General features: G+C 64.4%; 20 protein-coding genes. 4 read left to right on the forward strand and 16 right to left on the reverse strand.

The features are described from left to right. Nucleotide 1 precedes the first annotated feature (1 nt). The 6 genes from QRN52_RS09875 to QRN52_RS09900 form a co-directional block, all read right to left on the reverse strand. Nucleotides 2–841, reverse strand: coding sequence for a COG1470 family protein (locus tag QRN52_RS09875; RefSeq protein ID WP_284752546.1), 840 nt, complete (start codon nt 839–841; stop codon nt 2–4). Between the two features lie 86 nt (nt 842–927). Continuing rightward, nucleotides 928–1,383: a hypothetical protein gene (locus QRN52_RS09880; RefSeq protein ID WP_284752547.1), complete on the reverse strand. Its 456-nt coding sequence runs from the start codon at nt 1,381–1,383 to the stop codon at nt 928–930. Between the two features lie 257 nt (nt 1,384–1,640). Beyond that, on the reverse strand, nt 1,641–1,865 hold the full coding sequence (locus QRN52_RS09885) for a hypothetical protein (RefSeq protein ID WP_284752548.1): 225 nt from the start codon (nt 1,863–1,865) through the stop codon (nt 1,641–1,643). 53 nt (nt 1,866–1,918) lie between these two features. Continuing rightward, nucleotides 1,919–2,623, reverse strand: a complete 705-nt coding sequence (gene deoC / locus QRN52_RS09890) for a deoxyribose-phosphate aldolase (RefSeq protein WP_284752549.1) — start codon at nt 2,621–2,623, stop codon at nt 1,919–1,921. A gap of 95 nt (nt 2,624–2,718) precedes the next feature. Next, nucleotides 2,719–3,624, reverse strand: a complete 906-nt coding sequence (locus tag QRN52_RS09895; protein ID WP_284752550.1) for an FAD-dependent oxidoreductase — start codon at nt 3,622–3,624, stop codon at nt 2,719–2,721. 141 nt (nt 3,625–3,765) lie between these two features. Continuing rightward, a complete protein-coding gene (locus QRN52_RS09900) occupies nt 3,766–4,776 on the reverse strand; it encodes a LacI family DNA-binding transcriptional regulator (RefSeq protein WP_284752551.1) in 1,011 nt (336 codons plus the stop codon). 133 nt (nt 4,777–4,909) lie between these two features. Here QRN52_RS09900 and QRN52_RS09905 point away from each other — a divergent pair, with 133 nt between their 5' ends. Continuing rightward, complete coding sequence (locus tag QRN52_RS09905) at nt 4,910–6,367, forward strand: sugar porter family MFS transporter (RefSeq protein ID WP_284752552.1); 1,458 nt, start codon at nt 4,910–4,912, stop codon at nt 6,365–6,367. Here the strand turns inward: QRN52_RS09905 and QRN52_RS09910 are convergent. The 3 genes from QRN52_RS09910 to nirB are packed head-to-tail and all read right to left on the reverse strand — an operon-like array spanning nt 6,364 to nt 11,222. Next, entirely contained in the window at nt 6,364–7,524 is a 1,161-nt protein-coding gene (locus QRN52_RS09910; protein WP_284752553.1) for a uroporphyrinogen-III synthase, read from the reverse strand. The two genes, QRN52_RS09905 and QRN52_RS09910, sit on opposite strands and share 4 nt — an antisense overlap. 10 nt (nt 7,525–7,534) lie before the next feature. After that, the gene (cobA, locus tag QRN52_RS09915) at nt 7,535–8,569 is read right to left on the reverse strand and encodes a uroporphyrinogen-III C-methyltransferase (protein ID WP_284752554.1); all 1,035 of its coding nucleotides are present in this window, start codon (nt 8,567–8,569) and stop codon (nt 7,535–7,537) included. A gap of 13 nt (nt 8,570–8,582) precedes the next feature. Then, nucleotides 8,583–11,222 (reverse strand): nitrite reductase large subunit NirB, encoded by a 2,640-nt coding sequence (nirB, locus tag QRN52_RS09920; RefSeq protein WP_284752555.1) that lies wholly within the window; start codon nt 11,220–11,222, stop codon nt 8,583–8,585. A gap of 280 nt (nt 11,223–11,502) precedes the next feature. Here nirB and nirD point away from each other — a divergent pair, with 280 nt between their 5' ends. Beyond that, nucleotides 11,503–11,874 (forward strand): nitrite reductase small subunit NirD, encoded by a 372-nt coding sequence (nirD, locus tag QRN52_RS09925; RefSeq protein ID WP_284752556.1) that lies wholly within the window; start codon nt 11,503–11,505, stop codon nt 11,872–11,874. Between the two features lies 1 nt (nt 11,875). On the opposite strand, the gene QRN52_RS09930 is transcribed toward nirD, so the two are convergent. From QRN52_RS09930 to QRN52_RS09950, 5 genes are all read right to left on the reverse strand, one after another. After that, nucleotides 11,876–13,624, reverse strand: a complete 1,749-nt coding sequence (locus QRN52_RS09930) for a phospho-sugar mutase (protein ID WP_284752557.1) — start codon at nt 13,622–13,624, stop codon at nt 11,876–11,878. A gap of 267 nt (nt 13,625–13,891) precedes the next feature. After that, complete coding sequence (locus QRN52_RS09935; protein WP_284752558.1) at nt 13,892–15,547, reverse strand: glycoside hydrolase family 32 protein; 1,656 nt, start codon at nt 15,545–15,547, stop codon at nt 13,892–13,894. Between the two features lie 104 nt (nt 15,548–15,651). Next, nucleotides 15,652–17,256 carry a glycoside hydrolase family 68 protein gene (locus tag QRN52_RS09940; RefSeq protein WP_284752559.1) on the reverse strand — a complete coding sequence of 535 codons (1,605 nt, stop codon included), beginning with the start codon at nt 17,254–17,256 and terminating at the stop codon, nt 15,652–15,654. A gap of 506 nt (nt 17,257–17,762) precedes the next feature. Continuing rightward, on the reverse strand, nt 17,763–18,527 hold the full coding sequence (locus QRN52_RS09945) for a YcnI family copper-binding membrane protein (RefSeq protein ID WP_284752560.1): 765 nt from the start codon (nt 18,525–18,527) through the stop codon (nt 17,763–17,765). Nucleotides 18,528–19,354: 827 nt separating this feature from the next. Then, entirely contained in the window at nt 19,355–20,155 is an 801-nt protein-coding gene (locus tag QRN52_RS09950; protein WP_284752561.1) for a purine-nucleoside phosphorylase, read from the reverse strand. Between the two features lie 145 nt (nt 20,156–20,300). Here QRN52_RS09950 and QRN52_RS09955 point away from each other — a divergent pair, with 145 nt between their 5' ends. Then, nucleotides 20,301–21,716, forward strand: coding sequence for an NAD(P)H-quinone dehydrogenase (locus tag QRN52_RS09955; protein ID WP_284752562.1), 1,416 nt, complete (start codon nt 20,301–20,303; stop codon nt 21,714–21,716). Nucleotides 21,717–21,905: 189 nt separating this feature from the next. Further along, on the forward strand, nt 21,906–22,892 hold the full coding sequence (locus QRN52_RS09960) for a S66 family peptidase (RefSeq protein ID WP_284752563.1): 987 nt from the start codon (nt 21,906–21,908) through the stop codon (nt 22,890–22,892). Between the two features lie 33 nt (nt 22,893–22,925). On the opposite strand, the gene QRN52_RS09965 is transcribed toward QRN52_RS09960, so the two are convergent. Next, complete coding sequence (locus tag QRN52_RS09965; protein ID WP_284752564.1) at nt 22,926–23,174, reverse strand: type II toxin-antitoxin system RelE family toxin; 249 nt, start codon at nt 23,172–23,174, stop codon at nt 22,926–22,928. Nucleotide 23,175: 1 nt separating this feature from the next. Beyond that, nucleotides 23,176–23,388, reverse strand: coding sequence for a type II toxin-antitoxin system Phd/YefM family antitoxin (locus QRN52_RS09970; protein WP_284752565.1), 213 nt, complete (start codon nt 23,386–23,388; stop codon nt 23,176–23,178). Nucleotides 23,389–23,531: the final 143 nt, after the last annotated feature.

Raw genomic sequence — 23,531 nt, forward strand, 5'->3', positions numbered from 1 at the left:
GTCAGTTGCCCTGTCCCGTTCCGGAGTAGGAAAGCTGGAGGGTTGCGCCTTTGCAACCGTCCTGGTTGAGCGAGCTATTCAGCATCTTTATCTGGGGCCATTGAGCCGCCGGAATTCCGTTCCCGGAAAGGGAGGAATTGCCCGGCGGGGAGGCGATCGGATAGCTGCCGCTGAATTGTGTCACTGCGTAGTCCGAAGGATTGCACGGCCGGTTGTTAGCCATGGCCTGGGCAGTCCGGGTGACTCCCGTGACGGAAACAGTGAGGCCAGTGACATTGAGGCTGGAATTGCCCGGGTTCGCCAACTGGAGATCAATCGGCACGCCGTAGCCCGGCGCGAGAACTCCGGTGGGGCCGCCTGAGATGGTGAACGGCTGGTGCTGGCCGGCGGTCACCGTCAAGGAAACGACGACGACGGCGGACTGTAGCGTCCCGCTGCTGCCCTTGAGGCTCAGGGAGTAGGTTCCAAGAGGTGTGGCGGAAGTGGTGGACACGTCGAGAGTTGCTGACCCTGATCCGGGCCCGGTGGCTACGACGGCGGGAGAAAACGATGCCGTGGCACCTGCCGGCAGCCCAGTGGCCGACAAGGAGACATTCCCGGTGAACCCGCCCGAAGGCTGGACCACGACGTTGTAGCTTGCCGGCGTTCCCTGAACGGCGGTCCTGTTGGTGGGTGCCAACTGCAGCGTAATGCCTTTGGGCGGGTTTTGGGTGCCGTTGCTGTTGGCGGCGAGCACTACGCCTGACGTGAGGGTCACCAGAAGAAGGCCTGCCAGGAGCATCTTGGCTCCGGTGCGGACGGTGCGAATCGGTGAGCCGAATAGCTCCGGAATCCTTGGCACCTGTGCCTCCTTTGGGTTTGTTCTGCGTGGGTTTCTGTGCGGACGGCAAAAGCTGGTGGGCCATTGCGGGCCCACCAGCTGGATGGCTAGAGACTTCCGACCGTGACCGTCACCGTGGCGCCCTTGCAGGAGTCTTGGCTGGCGGCGTCGTTGAGGAAGGTCAGCGTTCCGCTGCCGACGGACGTGTCGGTTGAGTTGTGTGCCACGGGCGAATTCGAGGTCGAGGCGGTAACCGTGAACCAGGAAGCGAGGCAATGCGTGGGATCGCTGGTGGATACCGTTGCGGTGAGGGCTCCCACAACTGTGTCGGTGTTGCTCGCATTGTCGGCCGTGTAGGCGACAGACGTCGAGTTGCCTGGTGCCAGGCCGGCCGCGAAGGTGGCGTGCAGGGTGACCGTGCCTCCGCCTGCCGAGTTGGCCGCCCCTCCCGACCCGGTGCCGGTGGTGGTCCAGTAGGCGAAGGCTGCTCCGCCGCTTGCTGCCACAAGGGCAACCGATGCTGCAACGGCGTAGACTTTTCCCTTTTTGCTCAATTTGCGCATGAGTGAAACTCCTTTTTGAATTGGTATTCCCCAGAACAGGCGAAGCGGCAAGGAATTCGCAATTACCAATTCTTGCTTCGATTGCCCATTCAATCGATGACCAAATGCTGGCATGCGCAGTGTTTAACTAACAACGAGTGGTGTTACCCGTTTTTCGCAGTCCAATGCGAGTGGTACTACTTGGTTTCGAAGGAGTCACACTTAAACCACTGTGGCCCCGGACCGAAGTCCGGGGCCACAGCTTTTGCAGTTAGGTCTTAGCTTTCGCCAGCCGAGTTGGAGCGGCCGAGGATGGTCTGCGGGATCCAGAAGGCGAGGCCAAAGAGGACCAGGCAGACGGCCATCGGCCAGGTGTTCTCCAGCGTCAGGAAGGTCAGCGAGTAAATGGCGCCGAGGAACAGGACCATGCTGAACACAAAGAGCAGAATGCTCTGGGCCAGGGGGTTCTCTTTTTCGATGGGCTGGCTGGCGTTCTGGGACATGCTTTCCTCCTCGGCCCCGTGGGGCTCAAAAACTATGGCGGCTTCCGTGACATTCAGTACGAGGATGAACCTTGTTCACCCTTGACGATGGCAATTCCGGAGCTCGCACCGATACGTGTTGCACCAGCAGCAATCATAGCCTGTGCATCGGCCAAGGAACGTACTCCACCGGAGGCCTTGACGCCCAGCTCCGGGCCCACCGTCCTGCGCATGAGCGCAACGTCTTCCACCGTGGCGCCGCCACCGTTGAAACCGGTTGAGGTCTTGACGAAATCAGCCCCGGCCTCGACAGATGCCTCGCAAGCGAGGACCTTCTCCTCGTCATTCAGCAGGGCAGTCTCGATGATGACCTTCAGGATGGCTCCGCCGGCGTGGACCGCCTCCGCTACGGCGGTGATGTCATCCACCAATGCGCCCTTGTCCCCGGCCCGGGCCGCGGCGATGTTGATCACCATGTCGATTTCGTCCGCACCATCCAAAACGGCACCGCGTGCTTCGAAAGCCTTGACGTCGCTGGGAGTCGCGCCCAGCGGAAAGCCGACAACCGAACAAGTGAGCACTCCGGAACCTTTGAGGGCCTTCGTTACGGTCTTGACCCAAATCGGATTGACGCACACCGACTTGAACTTGTACTCCGCCGCCTCGGCACAGACTTGGCGCACCTCGGCCTCGCTGGCCTCTGGCTTGAGGAGAGTGTGGTCGATGTATGAAGCGATGCTTGCACTATTGTCCAGTGCGGTGGAGGCTTCGTTGCTCATGGAGGTCCTTCCGTGGCGGGCCCGGTGCGCCGCAAGGGTCGCGGCTCGTCAAATGACCATCTTGCCACACCGCCCGGCTGCCGTGGAGGCTCCCCTCAAGCAGCGGCGGAACGTTCGGAACGCTCGGACCGTGTGGCACTGGAAGCGCGGAGCCTGGCGTCTTCCTCAAGCCGGGAGGCGCAATGTGCCGCCGCGGCATTCGAGGACAAGACGAGCCCAAGGCGCATGCCGTCCCGGGAGGCGGCGTCGCCGATTGCCCAGATGCCGGGCACCGAAGTGGCGAAGTCGCGCCCCACCCTGATGCCGCCGTCGGGCGCTGTTTGCAGGCCGGCACTTTCAGCGAGCCCGTTGCGGGGGAGCCGTTCCTCGGCGAGCACCACAAGATCACCGTTCATGCTGCTCCCGTCTTCGAAGACGATCCCGGTAGCAGGCAGGACCGAGCCGGCGACGGAAGGCATGACGGCAGCTGGACGCAAAGTGGTACGGATGGGCCGGACTCCGCGGGCGCGGAGCACGGCCTCGGCCTGGCCGGCTGCCGGACCGGTGCCAACCAGTATCCCCAGCGGACGACGGCCCAGGACCCGGGTGATGTCCTTGACCGCGGTGCCGATCTGCTCGGCGTCGTCGATGGTGGAGTAGCTCAAGCTACGCGCAGCGCCTTGGACGGGCGGGAACATCGGGGAGGACCCGGTCGCAATGACCAGCTGATCATAGGGGAACTCGAGGCCTTCGGTGGTGGTGACCGTGCGGGTCTGGACATCGATGAAGCTCGCGGCCTGGCCGAAACGCACGGAGACCTGGGGGAGGGCGGCTATCTCCAGCAGCGCATCAGGGCAGTCGTCGCGGTTGCTCAGGACCGTGATGGTGCCGTGGAACGCTGCCGTTCCCGGCTGTCGCGACGTAGTGCTACTGCCTGTCAGTTGGCGGACCAGGGCCTGGGCTACGGGCCCGGCTCCTGCGATGACGAGGTGGATGGAACCTGCGGACGGGGTGATGGACATGGTGGGTCCCTTCGCTGAACTGAGCTGTGGTTGATGCGCCTGTACCCAGCGTAGGCGCGGGGTTTTTCGCTGGTGTTTCCCCGCTGTTGCCATTTGCCGATGCCCCGTTCCCTGATGGTTACCGGCCGGTAATGAGCTGGGTCACATGGGGGCGGGTGCCGTTGAGTTTCGGACTACCAGTTCGGGCGTGAGGCGCGTGTCCGCGACGGGAGCATCGGGATTATTGAGCCGGTCCATGGCCACGGCTCCGGCGACGCTTCCCAGTTCCACTGCGTGGAGGTCCACCGACGTCAGGTCGATTCCGTGGAGCCGGCCGGTCCGTGAATTGTCGTAGCCCACGAGCGACAGGTCTCCGGGAATGGCCAGGCCCCACGCGTAGGCAGCTTCGCGTACCGCCATCGCGAACTGGTCATTGTGGGTGAAGATGGCCGTCGGGCGGTCCGCGGAGTCAAGCAGTTCAGCTGCGGCACGCTGTCCGGCGGCTTGCGTGAAGTCATCGGCCGGTATGGTCCAGGGCACCCTACCGGCGTCGCGCATGGTCTTCTCATAGCTTCTGCGGCGGACCGTGTGGCCGTCATAATCGGGTCCGGCAAGATGGGCGATCCGGGTGTGTCCAAGGCTGAGGAGGTGTTCGGTGGCGGCGCGGGCGCCGGCGTCGTCGTCCGAATACACGCTGTCCACGCCGGGTACGGGCCGCGCGACACTGACGATCGGGACTATTTGGGCCAGTTCCCGCACTCGTTCGTCCGGGTCCAGCAGCGTTGCTGCGATGATGATCCCCACCCGCGCCTCGATCAGCGAGTCCACGGCTCCCGGGTCCACGCCGTCGATAGACTGGGAGACGCTCAGGATGAGCCGGTTGCGGGCCTGAGGAAGTGACATCCTTACGCCGCTGAGGATGTCGGCGTAGACCTCGTTGTGGATGTCCATCAAATAGAGCCCGACGGCGGAGCGATGCTTTCGTGCCAGGTCGGCAGCTGCCGCGTTGGGCCGGTAGCCGAGACGTTTGGCCGCGTCGAAGATGGCCTGTTTCGTCTCGCCGCTGACACCCGGAGCGCCGCGGAATGCGAAGGACACGAGCGTGCGGGAGACGCCGACTTCACGAGCCACATCGCTCTGTGTTGCGGGACGAAGCTGCCGGTCAAGACCCATGCCCTCATCTTCCCATGACGGAGAAGTCTCAATTAAGTCATTTGTTAGATTGACCTTACATTTAAGTCTTTCGCGCGTTAGTCTGTTATTCAGAGCGGGTGTATGACCCGCATCACAAGACAAAGGAGTCCTGATGTCTGCTACGCAAAGCCATAGGGGAATCGGCAGCGCAGTCGCGCTTCCCCCACTGACCAACGGCCCGCATCGTAAGCGCCTTGGCCTGGTCGCCCTGATTGCCACGTTCGGTGGCCTGCTATTCGGTTACGACACGGGTGTCATCAATGGCGCCCTGAGGCCAATGACGGCCGAGCTCGGTCTCACCCCGTTCACCGAGGGCATCGTTGCCAGCTCGCTCGTTTTCGCCGCGGCGATCGGTGCGCTCTCGGGCGGGCGCATTTCCGACGGGTGGGGGCGCCGCAAGACGATCATTCTGCTGGCGGTGTTGTTCTTCGCCGGCACCGTGGTGTGCGTATTCACGCCGAGTTTCGGGGTGCTCGTCGTCGGCCGGATCCTGCTCGGTCTCGCCGTCGGGGGCGCCTCAGCGGTGGTCCCGGTGTTCCTGGCGGAGATGGCCCCGTATGAGATCCGTGGCTCCCTCGCGGGCCGCAACGAGCTCATGATCGTCGTCGGTCAGCTGGCGGCCTTCGTCGTCAATGCCATTATCGGCATCGTCTGGGGCGACATCCCCGGTGTGTGGCGCATCATGCTTGCGGTCTGCGCGTTGCCGGCGATCGCGCTGTTCTTCGGGATGCTCCGCGTGCCCGAATCGCCGCGCTGGCTCGTGGAGAAGGGTCGGCACGATGAGGCCCTCGCCGTGCTGCGGTCCGTCCGCTCGGAGGAACGTGCACTTGCGGAGCTTGGCGAGGTCGAGAACGTCGCGAAGGAGGAGCAGGAGAGCCAGCAGATCGGCTGGCGTGCGGTCTTCAGCAACAAGAACCTGTTCCGCATCCTCCTCGTGGGAATCGGCCTGGGCGTCGCCCAGCAGCTGACCGGCATCAACTCGATCATGTACTACGGCCAGACGGTGCTCGTCGAGTCGGGCTTCAACGAGAGCGGCGCGCTCATCGCGAACATCGCGCCCGGCGTGATCGCCGTGATCGGCGGCGTCATCGCTTTGACCCTGATGGACCGGATCGACCGTCGCAAGACCTTCATTCTCGGCCTGACGCTGACCACCAGCTGCCACCTGCTGATCGGGTTCGCCTCAATGATGTTGCCCGTCGGCAACCCGATCCGCCCGTACGTGATCCTCTTCCTGGTGGTTGCCTTCGTCGGGTCCATGCAGACGTTCCTGAACGTCGCGGTGTGGGTCTACCTGTCGGAGGTCTTCCCGCTGCACATGCGCGGCTTCGGTACCGGCGTCTCGATCTTCTTCCTCTGGGTCGTGAACGGTTTCCTTTCGCTGTTCTTCCCGTCGCTGGTCGCGGGCCTCGGGATCACCGGCACGTTCTTCCTCTTCGCCGTCGTCGGGGCGCTGGCACTGATCTTCGTCGTCAAGCAAGTTCCCGAAACCCGTGGCCGCACCTTGGAAGCACTTGAGGAGGACGTCACCACTGGTGCCATCTACCTCGTCCACAAGAACCAGGGCTAGATCCGCAGCCGGTAGCCCCGTTTGACCACGGTTTCCACGAGCTTTCCGTCAGGGAGCGAGGACCGCAAACGGCTCACCGTCATGTCCAGGGCGTGGACCGAGCCACGCAGTTCGAGAAGGTCGGAAAGCGACTCGCGGGACAGCACTGCGCCCCCGGCTCCCAAAAGCGCCCTGAGCAGGAGCAGCGGAGCCGGGGCCAGTTCCACCACGGAACCATCGATCCTCAAGCAGCGCCCGCGCAGCTCGATATGCCCTGAGGGAGTGTCGAGCCGGCGCACATGGTTCAGGGCCAGATGTTCGGTGACGAGGCGGATGAGCGCGCCCATGCGGTAGCGGTCCGGGATGAGCGGGGCGAGTCCGGCGTCGATCAGCGGCTGTGCGGTGACGGGCCCGACGGCGGCAACGGTCACTTGGGTCTTGAGGGCTTCGATCAGTTGGCGGTACATGCCCATTTCGTGGGCCGTGCTCCACATGGCGTCTACCGCGGGCGCGCTCGTAAAGGTGAGCACATCCAAGTCTCCACTGCAGGCGGCTTCGATGAGGCGCGGTAGCTTGTCTTCGCCGTCGGGCTTTACCCAGCGGTACGGGGTGACGGTGAGGACCGTCGCGCCGGACATCCGGAGGCGCTCCAACTGGCGGACGTCGGTGTAGCCGTGCAATTGCACGGCGACGGTCTTCCCCCGGACGCCTTCCTGAAGGAGCATGTCCACGAGTGTGGCGGTGGTTTCGTCACTGCTGATTCCGACGTCGGCAAGGCCTGCCGCGCGGACCGCACCCCGGGCTTTTGGTCCCCGCACGAACATGCGGCAAGCGGCCAGGACGTCAAGAAGTTGCTCGCCGATGCCGAAGGAGTCGGCGGCCTCGCACCAGCGCCGCATTCCGTAGGCGGTGGTGGCGATGCAGATATCGGGCTTGGCCGCGATGATCGTTTTCGTGTCCTCGATGAGCGTGACGTCTTCCTGGACCGGCGCGATCTTCAACGCCGGAGCGTGCAGCACCGAAGCACCGCGCCGTTCGAGCGCCTCGATCAAGTCACGTGAACGCCTGTGCGAAGTCACTCCGATCCGGAAACCGTCCAGCGGCGCATCGTCGCTTGGTCCGGGCGCAGCCAACGGCGAGCCTGCAACGATGGAATCAAGGGCATTCAACGTAGTCATGTGTGTTCTTTCAGGCTTCAAGGAGGGAAGCCGCGAGGCGGTCCAGGTCTGCGGTGGCTTCGGTGTGATCGCGGTTGGTTTCGGCCACCCGGACCACCTCTCCGATGACCAGGACGGCCGGGTTGGTGCAGCCTGCGGCCGCGGTTTCGATGGTGCCGAGTTCGGCGATGGTGGTGCGTTGTCCGGGGCGGTAGCCGCGTTCAACGACGGCCATGGGCATCGCGGGATCCATCCCCGCCCGCCGGAGCCCGGCAGCGAGTTGGGGGAGGGTACCGATGCCCATGAGGACCACGATGGTACCGCCGAGCCCGGCCAGATGGGTGTGTTCCTTCTCGGTCAGCGGTGCGTGGCCGGATACCACGGTGAACATGTGGCTGACCTCGCGGTGCGTGACGGGAATGCCGGCGGCCGCCGGGACCGATATGGCGCTCGTGACGCCCGAGATGACGCGGACGGGGACGCCCGCCTGCGCGCAGGCGCTGACTTCTTCGCCGCCGCGGCCGAACACGTAAGGGTCACCGCCTTTGAGCCGGACCACATTCTTGCCCGTCAGCGCGGCGTCCACCATGAGCTTTTCGATGTCGCATTGGGCGACCTTGTGGTGCCCAGGGCGCTTGCCGACATCCACCAGTTCCGCGGACGTCAGTTGCGCCAGTTCCGCGTAGGGGGCAAGCCGGTCGTAAAAGACGACGTCGGCGGCCCGCAGCGCGTTGACCGCGCCTACGGTCAGGAGGTCGAGGGTGCCGGGACCGCCGCCGACCAAGGTGACGTGCCCGGACTCGCCTGCAGCCGGTTCGCTGGCGACGGGGATCCCCGCTTCCCGGCAGCGTTCGAGCAGGGGTTCCCAGCCGGGCTGGCCGTCGTCGACGGCCGCGACCAGAAAAGGGCGTTCGGGCAGCGGGCCGTCAGAGTCGGCTCCGTCGGGGGTGCTGAGCCGATATACGACGGCGCCGGCGGCTTCGAAGCGCCGCACGGCTTGCCGCGCGGCGTGGGCAGAGCCCGTGACCAGAACATCGCGGCCTGTGAGGTCGATGGTGAGCTGCATGGCTTTGTGCTCCTTAGTCCTGGCCGCGAACGGGGATCGTGCTGGCGATGAGGACGCCGCCCTTTTCGTCGTTGGTGGCGGGGCGGATCTGGCCGCGTTCGGGGACGAAGGCGATGGCCTCGTCTTTTTGGTCGGGGGCGTTCACGAAAGAGCGGAAGCGGCGCAGGCGTTCGGGATCCTTGAGCGTCTCGGCCCATTCGTCCTGGTAGGTGTCGATATGGCGGGCCATCGCGGCTTCGAGGTCGTTGGCGATGCCGAGCGAGTCGTGGATGATGACGTCTTCGATGTGTTTGAGGCCGCCGTCGAGTTCCTCCTGCCAGCGGGCGGTGCGCTGGAGCCGGTCGGCGGTGCGGATGTAGTACATGAGGTAGCGGTCGATGTACTTGATCAGGGTGTCGTCGTCCAGGTCCTGGGCAAGGAGCTGGGCGTGGGCGGGCAGGAAGCCGCCGTTGCCGCCGACGTACAGGTTCCAGCCCTTGTCGGTGGCGATGACGCCGACGTCCTTGCCGCGGGCTTCTGCGCATTCGCGGGCGCAGCCGGACACGCCCATTTTGAGTTTGTGCGGGCTGCGCAGTCCCCGGTAGCGCAGCTCGAGGTTGATGGCCATGGCGACGGAGTCCTGGACGCCGAAGCGGCACCAGGTGGAGCCTACGCAAGATTTCACGGTGCGCAGGCTCTTGCCGTATGCCTGCCCGGATTCGAAGCCGGCTTCGACGAGTTCCTTCCAGATCTCCGGGAGTTGTTCGAGGCGGGCGCCGAACATGTCGATGCGCTGGCCGCCGGTGATCTTTGTGTAGAGACCGTATTTCTCGGCAACCCGGGCGATGACCCCCAGGCCCTTAGGGGTGATTTCGCCGCCGGCGATGCGGGGGACTACAGAGTAGGTACCGTCCTTTTGCATATTGGCCAAGGCGCGGTCATTGGTGTCCTGCAGGGTGCCGCGACCGGCACCGAGGACGTATTCGCTGTTTTGGCTGGCCAAGATGGAGGCGATGGTGGGTTTGCAGATGTCGCAGCCCGCACCGGTGCCGTATTTGGCCAGGATGTCCTCGAAGGAGGTCAGTTCCAGCACACGGATCGCGTCGAAAAGCTCCTGGCGGGAGAGGTCGAAATGCTCGCACAGGGCCTTGGAGACCTCGATGCCGGACTTCTTCAGTTCCCCTTCAAGGAGCTTCTTGAGCATCGGGACGCAGGAGCCGCACTGCGTTCCGGCCCGCGAACACGTCTTCAGTTCGCCGAGTTCCTGGACGGGGGCGTTGCCTTCGCAGGAGCCGCAGCCGTTGATGGCATCGCGGACGCTACCTGCGGCCACGTTGTTGCAGGAGCACAGGATCGCGTCGTCGGGCAGTTCGGTCTCGGGGGCGTCACCGCCACCGGCAGCGGTGAGGTAGGCGCCGGGTTCGGCGGGCAGTTCGCGGCCGAGCAGGGGGCGCAGGCTCATGTACGGTGTGGCGTCGCCGACGAAGATCCCGCCGAGCAGGGTCTTGGCGTCGTCGGTGGTGACGATCTTCTGGTAGACGCCCCGGGCCGGATCCGCGTAAACGATTTCCAGGGAATGCTCGGTCTTGGCGAACGCGTCGCCGAAGCTGGCCACGTCCACGCCGGAGAGCTTGAGCTTGGTGGCCGTGTCGAAACCGGGGAAGGTCGCTTGCCCGCCGTGCAGGCGGTCGGCGACGATCTCGGCCATCGTGTTCGCCGGGGCCACGAGTCCCAGGCACATGCCATCGAAGTTGGCCACCTCACCGATCGCCCAAATGCCCGGGACCGGGGTGGCGCAATGGTCGTTGATGACAACGCCACCCTTCTTGCCCAGTTCGAACAGCTGTTCTTTGCCAGCGGTGGGCCCGTCTACGGTGCCTTCCGTTTCGCGGAACAGCTCATCGCGGGGACGGATGCCGATGGACGCGATGACCATGTCGGCGGGGATGACGCGGCCGTCCTTCATGAGGACGCCGGTGACCTGGCCGTCGTCGTCGGACAATACTTCGGCAGGGTAGGTTCCCGTAAGGACTTCGAGTCCCTTGGCCGTGACCAGCCGGCCCAGCGCCTGGCCGGCGCCCTCATCGAGCTGGGCGTTCATGAGCCAGCGCGAACCGTTGATGACGGTGGCCTGCGCGCCCAGCTCCATGGTGCCGGCCGCGGCTTCCAAACCGAGGAGGCCGCCGCCGATGGTCACGGTCTTCACGGTCCGGCCGAGCTTCTCCGTGAGTTCGGCGATGGCCTTGTTGATGGCCCAGACGTCGTCGAGGGTGCGGTAGACATGGGCGAGCTCGCCGCCGGGGAAGGGGAGCTGTGCCGCGTCCGAGCCGGTGGCCACCACCAGGTGGTCATAGGCGTAAGTGTTGCCGGCTGCGGTTTCCACGGACTTGGCATCGGGGTTGATCTTGACCACCCGCTCGCCCGTGCGCAGCTCCAGCGCATCATGCTCCCACATGGACATGTCGCCCAAGGTGAGGTCGTAGTCCACATCGGTCAGCGCTTTGCTCAGGGTGACCCGGTCATACGGAACGTGCGCTTCCTCGGTCAGGACCGTGACGTGCCAGCCCTCGAGACCGCGGGTATGCATCGCATCGGCAAAACGGTGGGCCGCAGGGCCCCCGCCGGCGACAACAATACGGCGCTGGTTTTCTGGGGTGGAAGTGTGTCCGGTCACTGGTGGCCTTTCGCATACGCCGCAGAACGTGCTCCGCAACTTGTCACTTCAGACTACGGACGGGCAGTTTCTCTTCAGTTTCCCTTTTGTTTCGTGGTCTTAACTTCTGGGTCACGATTGGATGTCGGCACCTGTGAGGTCTCTTTTACGCACCGGACACATTGACTGCGTTCCGGTGAAACACTCCCCGCCTACCTTGAAGGTATGGCCGCTGGGCGGCCAACGCCTGAAAGGAAAGGACAGCATTTGTCCGGCTGCAGGCATAGCGAGAGGGGTTGACATGACCGTCATTCTGGAACGGGAAGAACAACTGACGAGCGCGCCGACCGCGTCCAGCTGGCACCGTGTATGCCCGTTGGACGAACTTGAGCCGGCTTGGGGCGAGGCAGCGTTGATCGACGGCGTGCAAGTGGCGATCTTCCGCCTCGATGCCGACAATGTCTACGCAGTCGCCCAGCAGGACCCCGCAACCCTGGCCAATGTCATGGCCCGCGGGATCACCGGTTCCCGGGGATCACGCCCCACCATCGCCTCCCCGTTGCACAAGGAGGTCTACGACCTGCAGACCGGTGAGTGCTATTCCAACCCCGGGCTCCGGCTTCCGGCATTCAGGACCCGCATGGTTGACGGCTTCATCGAAGTCGAACTCTAGCTCAGAGCCCCAGCGCCTCGCGGACGTCCGCGAGTATGTGGTCCAAAGTGGTTCGCGCGGCGTGCCGGGTTTCTGCGAGTTCCGCCGCGGAACCGACCGACTTGATGACCTCCAGGTAGCACTTGAGCTTTGGCTCGGTGCCACTGGGCCGGATGATGACGCGGCTTAGGTCCTTGGTCAGGTAGAGGAGACCGTCCGTTGGCGGCAGTTGCTCGCCTCCCTCGGCCAAATCCACAAAGGTCTCGATGGCGGATCCGCCAAAGGACTCCGGCGGATCGGCCCGAAGCCGGTTCATCATCGCGTCCAGCAAACCAAGGTCCGCCACGCGGATGCTGAGTTGGTCACTCGCGTGCAGGCCGTGCACCAGGTAGATCTCGTCCAGGGTGTCGAAGATCGTCTTTCCTTCGGCCTTGGCCGCCGCCGCTAGTTCGGCGATGAGCAAGGAGGCGGAAATACCATCCTTGTCCCTGACAAGTTCGGGCGCAACACAGTAGCCCAGGGCTTCCTCGTAGCCGTACACAAGCCCCGGCACCCGGGAAATCCACTTGAATCCCGTCAGCGTTTCTTCATGGGCGAAGCCGGCCGCCGCCGCAATGCGGGAAAGCAGCCGGGACGAGACGATCGAGTTGGCAAAAACGCCGCGTGTCGCATCTCCTTGCCGCGCATCCGCGGCGTGCCGGGCCACCACATGCGCCCCAAGCAGGGCGCCCACTTCGTCGCCCCGCAACATCCGCCAAGCACCCGTATCAGGGTCCTTTGCCGCCACAGCCGCGCGGTCGGCGTCGGGGTCGTTGGCCAGCACGATGTCGGCACCCAGGCGCGCCGCTGCCGCCAAAGCCAGATCCAGTGCGCCGGGCTCTTCCGGGTTGGGGAAACTGACCGTGGGAAAGTCCGGATCCGGCGCTGCCTGCTCTTCCACGAGCGAGACGTCCGTGAAGCCTGCCGCATTCAGCACCGACACCGCCGTCTCGCCGCCCACGCCATGCATTGGAGTCAAAACGATCTTCAGCTCACGGGCCGGGAAATTCCCGACGTCGGCGAGGCCGGCCATCGCGGCCTCATACTCGCCGGTAATGGAAACAGGCAGCTCAGTCCAGCCGGACCCGGCCAGTTCGATGGAATCCAAGGGGCCCACGGCTTCGATGCTTGCGGCGATCTGCGAATCGTAGGGTGCCACGATCTGGGATCCCCGGCCGCTTTCCTCCACGGCCCGGCCGCCTAGGTACACCTTGTATCCGTTGTCCTGCGGTGGGTTATGGCTCGCCGTGACCATGACACCGCCGTCGCAATCAAGGGCGCGGACGGCGTAAGCCAGCAGGGGGGTCGGAAGGGCCGAAGGCATCAGGAACGTGTCGATTCCCGCGGCTGTGAAGATGGCTGCGGACTCTCGTGCGAAGACGTCCGAGTTGTGCCTCGCGTCATAGCCGACGACGGCGCGCGGCCGCGTTCCCGGGGAAGCCGCCCCAACGGCGTCCTTGAGGAAGGCGGCCAAACCTGCTGCTGCCCGCCGCACCACCACGCGGTTCATCCTGTTGGGACCAGGACCGAGGGCGGCGCGGAGTCCCGCGGTACCGAACTGCAGTGTTCCACTGAAGCTGTCTTCAAGCTGTTGACGGGCTGCAGCGACACCGCTGGAGGCGAGGCCGGCCAGTTCGGACAGCGCTGCCGCGGTGACCGGGTCCGGGTCCTGGGCAGCCCATTCGCCGGCGTCGGATATCAGCTTTTCAAATTCGGCATCGCTCGATGTCATAGGGATAAAGCTATCGTCAAAGAGAATGAATGCCGAGGTCAAGGGCTATGTCAGCCGTCACAGTATGGTGGCCCCATCCCAACTGACTAGCATTAGTTGTCGTTATGAGGCGTCTAAACGACAACTAGTGCGGGGGCCCACGCCGCCAGGGTTCCCTGGCCGTGGGGCCACACCGGCGAGGGCCCCGGCCTGAGCTTGCGAAGGCTGGGAGCCGGTGGGGACTTGCGAGGCGAGGGTGGCGGTGGGGATTAGTTGGGTTCCCCGGCGTCAGGGTTGCTGCCGCGTGCTGGTGAGTACGAAGCTCGCCGCGCCGCCTGCGCTGAAGGCGGCCGCGCCCGTGTTGCCCCAATGCGGGAAGAAGATGTCCGAGATAACCGCCGCTCCGTCGCCCGTGAAGACCTCCACGGATGAGGAATCCAGGAGGATACGCAGGCGGACCTTGCCGTCCTTCATAGGCACGAAGACTTGATGGTAGGGGCTGAATTTCGGCGAGAAGTTGGAGGTTCCGGCCGCCGAACGGACCACTTTCAGGGTTTGGCTTGCGCGGTTGTACGAGATGCGGAGGCCTGCCTTCCCGTCCGCCGAAGCCCGCAGCACCAATCCGGCCTCAGCTGCGCCCGAAACGTCCATTTCGGCGTCGATCAGCTGGGTTCGGGCCCCGAAATCGCTGCCCAGGGGCTCCGTGGAGTCGGTGACGGTGAGGTTTTTGCCATGTACTTCACTGGTCTTGGTGTTCGTGAGCGCGTTCGCGGCAGCCTGGGCGATGGTCGAATGGATCTCGAAACGGCTTCCCGCGGCCACGAGGGTGAGCTGGCGGGGGATGGCCATGGACCCGCGCCACGGGGTGCTCGGGACGGCTTGCGCATAGTCCCAGTTCCCCATCCAGCCCAGAAGCACCGGCTTTCCACCAGGAGCCGCGGTGATGGTGTTGGCCGCATAGAAGTCCGCTCCATGGTCCAGCCACTGTGACTTCGTCAGCGGGTCGCCCGGCTTTGCAGCGTTTTCCGCCGTGAACCGTGTGCCGTCGAAATCGCCCACGAAGTACTGCATGCCGGAGCCTCCCGCGATGCCTCCCGGGTTGATGCTCAGGATCATGACCCACTTCTTCAGGCCGTTGCCGCCGTCGACGTCCATCTGGAGCAGCTCGGGAACTTCCCAGAGCCCGCCCTGGGCGCCCACTCCCGAGAAGTCGCTGAGGAAGTTCCAGTGCAGCAGGTCGGTGGATTTGAAGAGTTTTACCACCTGGGCGTCAGCAACCACCGTGGTCATGACCCAGTATTTGCCGGGCTCGTACCAGGTGATCTTCGGATCCCGGAAGTTGTTCGACGCGGGCTGCAAGCTGAGTACCGGGTTGCCTTTGTACTTGGTCCAGGACTTCCCGTGGTCCAGGCTGTAGGCCACGGACTGGGCCTGGCTGCCCTTGGGCAGCGCCCCGCCGTCGCCGTATGAGCTGGTGTAGAGGGCTACCAGCGGCGGGTTTTCAGCGCTGCCCAGGCCGGAGGCGTTCTTGCTGTCCGGAACGATGGCGCCGGAAAAGATTTCCTCGCTGGCGGAGCCTTCCATGGCTACCGGCTGTTGGGTCCAGTGCACCAGATCCGTGCTGGTGGAGTGGCCCCACGACATGTCTCCCCAGAAGTTGCCGTGCGGATTGTGCTGGTAGAACGCGTGGTAAGTGCCGTTTTCGTAGACGAGTCCGTTGGGATCGTTGATCCAGTTTTGCGACGCCGTGAGGTGCGCGGCGGGCCGCCACGGGTCCGATTCGGATGGTGCGGGGGCAGCCATCCCGACGGCGGTGCCGCCGGCGGATGGCGACGCGTCCGGCGTCGGGGTGCAGGAACTCGCGAACACCGCCAGGGCGACGGCGACGACGGCGAGTACCGCCCTGCGAGCGGGCCGGAACGGGTGTTGGGGAGAGTGGAGCATGGGACTTCCTGGGTTGTGGAGCGGGGCGCCCGGGTGAACCGGGCGCCCCATGTTGCCGGGCAGGCAGCGAATCCTCTGCCTGCCCAGCTGGTTTTGACTGTGGCCTACTTGTAGAGGCCTTCCCCGCCGACGCGGACGTTGGTGGGGAGGTAGCCGAACGGGCCGAGGCCGTTCTTGCCGAAGCTGCGGTCCACCTGCGTGACGCCACCGGCGAAGTTGATCTTTACCGTGGGGGAGAGGGACCCTCCACGGACGCCGTCAACGTTGTCGATGAAGGACTGCACCAGGCCGCCCGGCTGCACGTAGTGCGAGTAGGCCTGGAACTGGCGGCCGTTCTGCTGTGCCGACTGGGTGCCGCTCGGGTTGTTCGCCGGCAGGTTCAAGTCGGTCGGCGAGCCGAGGGCGAGGCCCGAGCTGTTCACCGGCTGGAAGTCCGAACGGACACCGTTGCCAACAAAGCCGTAGACGCCGTCGGGACCACGCATGCCATCGGCGTACGTGAACTGGTGGCTGATGGTGAACAGGTAGTACTTGTTCTGGCCGTTTTCATTCTGGATGAAGATCTGCGGGCGCTCGGTCTGGTCGTTGACGCAGTTGGCGGACAGGATCGGCGGCAGGAAGTGCCACTGGGTCAGGTCCTTGTTGTCCGCGACGGCCAGGCCGACACTCGCGGTCTGGAACCAGGAACCAGTGGTGGTGTTGACCGTATTCGTGTTTTCGGCGTGGGGATCGCCGGGGCGGTAGCCAAGGTCAGCGTCCGTGCACTTGTACTCGCCGCGGTTTCCGGCGGTGTTGCCTTCGAAAACCATGTACGTCTTGCCCGGGTGCGCCGGGTCTTCGAAGGTGTACGGGTCACGGAAGGCAAAGCCGGCGTTCTGGGCCTTGGTCTGGTACAGCTTTCCGTCCGGCTCGAGCAGCTTGGTGTGCTGGAAGCCGTCGAAGGTCACACCGTTCTGGTCGGCGTGGATGTTGCCGAGGGCCTTGGCGATGACTGCGTCGGGAGCGATCCCGCCGCCGCCCGCGTTGCGCTCTGCACGGTCGTAGAACGTGGTGGCCGTGTAGAACACGTTGACGTGGTCACCCTGCATGAGGCGGGTGGAACCGGACCATTCGGTGTTGCCGATCGAGGTGTTGTCCAGGAACAAGTGTCCGCCGTAGTTCCACTTGTCCTTCGCGGGGTCTGCGTTGGTCTTGCGGAAGAAGTAGCCGATGCGGGCATTCCAGTGGCGCTGGTCGAAGCCGTAGCCCGCGTGGCGATCGGCGACGAGGGAGAAGATAACGTCCCAGCCCTTGTAGCTGATCTGGTTGGCGTTCTGGTCGGTCAGCGACCACGTGTCCCAGACCCAGACGTCGTCGTTCATGGCGGGGAAATCCTTGGGGATTTCCGGCATGGTGACGTTGGGGCTCATGGAGTTCTGGCCGGGGGCCACGTTCGGATTGCTCTGGGCCATGATCTGCTTGGCATCCGCCCGCGTCCATTTGGACGTGAAGGCTGCTGCAGGGTCAAAGGCCTCTTGCGTGTGGACCGTCGGCAGCGGGAATCCCGGCGTCGGGGCCGGCATTGTGGTGGCCGGCTTGTCGGCAGGCAGGTTTGCCTGGGCTGCCGGCGATGCCATGAGCACCGTGGCAGCCACGCCGGCAGCGGCCGCAAAGGCGGCCGCCGACCGCAGGCGTCGGCGTGGCCTGTTGGGGGTTGAGTGAGATTTCATGCTTGCTCTTCTCGCGGAGGTTGGACTACGTGGAATGGGCGCAAGCCCTGGTCCGAACTCCGGCGTTCCCGGTAACACCAATGGCGTCGTCAGGAACGCCATCGTGTCGGGTGGATGGGGGATTCTTAGGAAGCCCCCATCCTTCGGTCCGGCACGTCGACTTGCCGGGACCGTTCAAAGCTTGACGTGCGCTGGATGCGGTTGCAACCCGTGTTTCGAGCGCCGTTCCGGGCCTTAGGCAACATGTCAGACATATGTGCGCAAGCGTTTACATTCTTACACCGCGCGCGTGCCATGGAAAGCGCGACGGGTCAAATGTTTCTGAATAAATCTGATTTATTTTTAAAGTTCACATGCCATTAACGCGGGGGCGAATTGACTTGACAGGCGTCGGAAAATTGCTGTGGCGACGACTGTCGTTGGTGGGATTCGTGGTCGGCTGCAGCGGGATGCAAAACTGCCCGCGCCGGGGTCCGGTGCGGGCAGTTCGCTTGTTCGATGTGAGGCTAGTTGGCCTTCGTGGAGCGGGTTCGCACCAGGGCGGTGACGCCTGCGGCCAGGCCGATGAGGCCAGCCGCGAGTCCGAACCAGCCAGCCGTGGATCCGGCGTCGCTGGATGTCGCCGATGCTGCAGCTGACGGGGCTGACGGGGCTGACGGGGCTGACGGGGCCGGGGTCGCGGACGGGGACGCCGTGGCCGTCGCGGATGCCGCGGCTTCGTCGCTGGCTGTGGTCACGAAGGAGGGTGCCGGGTGCTCGGGTTCGGGCTGGCCTTTGACGGTCTTCTCGTCCCACTTCACCACCGTGCCGTCGGTGTACGTCTGGGTGGCCGGCAGCGTCACGGTGGTGCCGGCGTCGGGCAGGACACCCACGGAGATCGAGAAGGCCTGGTATTCGTTCTGGCCGATCTGGTGTGCGGCGTCCGCGGTCCAGACGACCGAACTGATCGCTTTGGTCACCGTTGCACCGGCGACAGTGACGGGCTTTGGCAGGGTGGTGGTGACGAGCTCGGCCGTCCAGCCCTCGACCGGCTTCACGGACACCGAGTTGAAGGGTGCGTCCGTCGGCAGTGAGACCTCTAATTTGTTGGTCTTGGCCGTCGGGGATTCGTTGGGAACGTTGAAGGTCAGATGGGTGTAGCCGCCCGCTGCCGGGTCGTCGGGATTGACGTTGACGTGCGCGGACGCGGCTGAGACGCCGAAGGCGAGCAGCCCGGCGGCCATCGTCGCGGCGCAGGCGGTTTTGAGGGTACGGCGGTGGGTAGTCTTCATGGCAATGGTGCCCTTTCACAAAGGAAAAGCGGTTGGGGACCGGGCGGACGGAGGTCCGGACCGGTGAAGGCAGCGAGTTGCCGCCTGTCCCTGCCCGCAGATGAAAGGGGGCAGTCACAGGCGGCCGGAACCAGGGCAGGCGGGCCGCGCCGGGAGGGAAGCCGAAGGCCGGGGAGGCTGCGGGAACGCACAACCTGGGTCGGGCACGGAGCGGGGGTGCGAAGTGGGTGGATCGCTCTTGGAGCGGGCAGTTGGACTAACGGGCGCAGCCACGCCGCCAATGCCCATAGTGCTTGTTCGCCGCGCGCGAGGACCAGGGCCGTGCCCAAGGTTGCGAGTGTGTGCGCAGCGAGCATTTGCCAGTCGCTGGCCGAGGCGTGGGTTGAGGCGATGGCGCTTACGGTATCCGGGGCTGGCGCCAGTGGAACATGTCCTGCATGCCCGGACTGCAACGGTTGCGCGGTGGAAGTTCCAGATAGCGCACAGAACGCCCAGTGAAGGCAGAGTTGCCCGGCCCCCAGTAGCCCGGCGAAGACTGGCAGCGAAAGCCGGGCACGCGTCAGGATGGCGACGGGGAGGATTGTCAGGGCACAGAGCGCCGTCAGAATGGCCGGTGCCGGAAGGTTTCCGCCGCCGGCAAGGTGCCCACCCGCGGCAAAGCCCAGAATGATTGATCCGATCAGGCCCGTTCGCAAGAACCGGAAAGGCGCGGATGTCATGATCGGCGGTCCTTTCCGGTTCGAGCGCTGTGGCGGAGAATCAGTCAAATTCTACCGGGGCTGCTTAGTCCGGAATTGCCGGGGAGCCTCGACGCCCCGGGTGCTCGATCAGAGCTTGGCGATGATGTCCGCCAGGAGGCGCGAAATGCGTGCGCCCGCCGTCTGCCCCGCCTCGATGACTTCCTGATGGCTCAGCGGTACCGGGCTGATGCCTGCGGCGAGGTTGGTCACGAGGGAGATGCCGAAGACTTCCATGCCCGCGTGCCGGGCGGCGATGGCTTCCAGGGCGGTGGACATGCCCACCAAATCCGCGCCGATTCGCTTGGCGTATTGGACCTCGGCCGGCGTTTCGTAGTGCGGGCCGGTGAACTGGGCGTAGACGCCTTCGTCGAGCGTGGGATCCACTTCGCGGGCCAGGCCGCGGATGCGCGAGGAGTACAGGTCCGTGAGGTCGACGAACGTGGCGCCTTCAAGGGGGGAAGCCGCTGTCAGGTTGATGTGGTCACTGATCAGCACAGGAGTTCCAGGGGTCCAGGCTTCATTCAGGCCGCCGCAGCCGTTGGTCACCACGAGGGTCTTGCATCCGGTTGCCGCAGCCGTGCGCACGCCGTGGACAACTGCGCGGACGCCCTTGCCTTCGTAGTAATGGGTACGCGCACCCAGGACAAGGGCGCGCTTGCCCTCCTTCGTCAGGACCGAGCGGATGGTGCCCACATGCCCCTCAACGGCAGGCGCGTGGAAGCCGGGAACTTCCGACGCCGTGAGGGTCGCCGTCGTTTCGCCTATGAGATCCGCAGCCGCGCCCCAGCCTGAGCCGAGCACGAGCGCGACGTCGTGCGATTCGACGCCTGTCTCCGCCGCGATGTAGTCGGCCGCAGCTTTGGCGGCCTCGAATGGGTCTGTGTTCATCAGCTCTGTGTTACTCACTGGTACAAACTACAGTGCTGCGCGCGCTGTTGAACAGGGCGGTGTTGGCTAGGTAAACGGCCTTTACAGGCGTTCTCAGGTGGGGCTTAGTGGCAGGTCCGCCCGCATTAAGTGAGAATGGAACATTGTGACCATGCATCCTGACTTCAGCTCACCACGAATCGCGATCCTGGGCGGAGGTCCAGGCGGATATGAAGCGGCCATGGTCGCGGCCCACTTGGGAGCGCGGGTGACGCTCATCGAGCGCGCCGGGCTCGGCGGCTCGGCCGTCCTCACCGACGTCGTACCTTCCAAAACCCTGATCGCGACGGCGGATCTCATGACCCGCGTCGGCGAGGCGGGGGAGCTGGGAGTCAAGTTCGCGGTCGACGGCAGTGACGTGGCGCCGGGCATGCGCGCGGACCTCGGCCACATCAACGACCGCGTCCTGCACCTCGCGCGGGAGCAGTCGGACGACATCCGGGTGGGCCTTGAGCACCTTGGCGTGGAGATCCTGATGGGCTCCGGAAAGCTCCTGGACAACCACACCATCGAGGTCATCACCTCGGACGGCGTCAAGACGATTACGGCTGACGCCATTCTTCTCGCCGTCGGCGCCCACCCCCGCGAACTGCCCACGGCAAAGCCCGACGGCGAACGCATCCTGAACTGGGCACAGATCTACAACCTCGAGCAACTTCCGGAAGACCTGATCGTCGTTGGTTCCGGCGTAACCGGCGCCGAATTCGCTTCGGCCTACAACGGGCTTGGCTCGAACGTCACCCTGATTTCGAGCCGCGACCAGGTGCTGCCAGGTTCGGACACGGACGCGGCCCAGGTCCTCGAAGGCGTCTTCAAACGCCGCGGCGTGCGCGTTCTGTCCCGCTCGCGCGCGGAGGCCGTTGAAAGGACCGACGCCGGCGTGAAGGTGACGCTCGGCGACGGCAGCACGGTCTCGGGCAGCCACTGCCTCGTCTGTGTTGGCTCCATCCCCAACACTGCCGGAATCGGGCTGGAAGAGGCGGGCGTGGCTGTCACGGAGTCCGGCCACATCAAGGTCGACGGCGTCTCCCGCACCACGGCGCCGAACATCTACGCCGCTGGCGACTGTACGGGGATCCTGGCCCTCGCCTCGGTCGCTGCCATGCAGGGCCGCATTGCAGTTGCTCATTTCCTGGGCGACGCCGTCATGCCGATCAAGCTCCGCCAAGTGGCCTCAAACATCTTCACTTCGCCGGAAATCGCCTCCGTGGGCGTCTCCGAAGCCGACCTCGAATCGGGCAAGTACCAGGGCGACGTGGTCATGCTGTCCCTGCTGAGCAATGCCCGCGCCAAGATGCGCAACACCAAGGACGGCTTCGTCAAGATCATCGCGCGCAAGGGTTCGGGCACTGTGATCGGCGGCGTCGTCGTCGGACCGAACGCCTCCGAGCTCATCTACCCGATCGCGGTTGCCGTGAAGCAGAAACTACACGTCGACGACCTCGCGAGCACCTTTACGGTGTACCCCTCCTTGACCGGGTCGATCTCGGAAGCGGCGCGACGGTTGCACGTGCATATGTAGGTTGTTGTTCGCATTCGGATCTGCGACACAGAAAATGCCCCACGACGCGCGTATTCGCGTGTCCTGGGGCATTTTGCGTCGCGTGAAACCAGATGCGCGTCCTCGGCACCCAACCCCAATGCGTTTATACCCTCGCTGAGTACGTAGGCAAGCGGCGTGGTCAGCGTTGCGTTTGCTAGCGTCGAGCACATGCTGTCTATCTACCCGCCCAAATTTCGTCGCGGTGACTTTGTGCGGGTGGTCGCGCCCGCACTGAGCCGCGCCGTGGTCATGGAGCACGACCACACCAGCCGCATCGAGGGGCGTTTCGCCGAAATGGGGTTGCGGCTTTCCTTCGGGGAGCACGTCGACGAAATGGATGGGCTTCTTTCGTCGTCGGTGCAGTCGCGTGTTGACGATCTTCATGCGGCCTTCTCGGATCCGGAAGTAACGGGAATCCTGACAGTCATTGGTGGATTCAGCAGCAACGAATTGCTTCCGTATCTCGACTGGGAGCTCATCGCGGCGAACCCGAAAATCCTGTGTGGCTACTCGGACATCACGGCACTTCAGAACGCCATCTACGCACGCACCGGACTGGTGACATACTCCGGGCCGCACTGGTCCACATTTGGCATGCGGGACCACTTTGCGGAGACTCAGGCCTGGTTCATGGAGGCGCTCTTTGGCGGGGAGCCCATGGACGTGCGTCCGGCCACGGCTTGGACGGACGATGCATGGTTCCGTGACCAAGACGGCCGAACGGTGATTCCCGGCGATGGCTGGTGGCCGCTGCAACGCGGTGCCGCGAGCGGACGGATTGTGGGCGGAAACCTGTGCACGCTGAATCTCCTCCAGGGAACGGCCAACATGCCATCTTTGGAAGGAGCACTCCTCTTCGTGGAGGACGACTTCGAAAGCCACCCGGCTACATTTGCGAGGGACCTGACCTCTCTCCTGCAGACGCCTGAGGCAAAGGGAGTTCGGGGTCTCGTGATAGGACGCTTTCAGCAGGCAAGCCGAATGACCCGGGATCTGCTGGCACTGATAGTTGCCAAACATTCCGTCCTTTCCGGCCTTCCCGTGCTCGCCAACGTTGATTTTGGCCATACCTCGCCTATCTTCACCTTCCCGATCGGAGGCGACGCCGAAGTCTCGGTCGGTGAATCAAGCACTTTGAGGATCACGCGCCACTGACGACGGAGAAATCTGTAAGCGGACTTACTCCCTTTAGATTTCGCGGCGATGACCGGCCTGAACGACGACGATGACGAGTCGGCCGTCGTCGATCCGGTAGAGCACCCGATAATCTCCCGTTCGGACGCGCCACTCGACCCGCCCTGCCAGCTTCTTGACGCCGGGCGGGCGTGGAGTCTCGGCCAGCAACTCGATGGCTGCTTGGACCCGGCGGCGACCCTCGGGAGGAAGCTTGCGCAGTTGCCGAAGGACCGCTGGCAGGACCGTGATGTTGTAGCTCACGTCAGGCCAGATCGCGCTTGACGTCCTCCCAGGGGATAGGGGTCTCACCGGTCTGTTTCATCTCCTCCCATGCCATGTTGACGGCCCGGATGTCTTCAAGTTCTTCCGCGGCTTCGCGAAGGTGCTCCAGCTCGGCGGAATCAATCACTGCCGCGACCCGAATTCCGCGGCGAGTGAGGAATACCGGTTCGCGCTCACGATGTGCCGTGTCCACAATGGCTACGTCAAGTGCAGCAAAACGTACGTTGCGTACAGAACTGTCGATAACGTATTTTCTGTTCCAGATCGGAAGCGGGTTATTTTGATGCTCCTATAGCTGTCAATGGTCGTTGAGCCAGCTTTCGTAGCGTTGGTGAA

The sequence above is a fragment of the Arthrobacter sp. efr-133-R2A-120 genome (assembly GCF_030209835.1).
GTDB lineage: Bacteria > Actinomycetota > Actinomycetes > Actinomycetales > Micrococcaceae > Arthrobacter.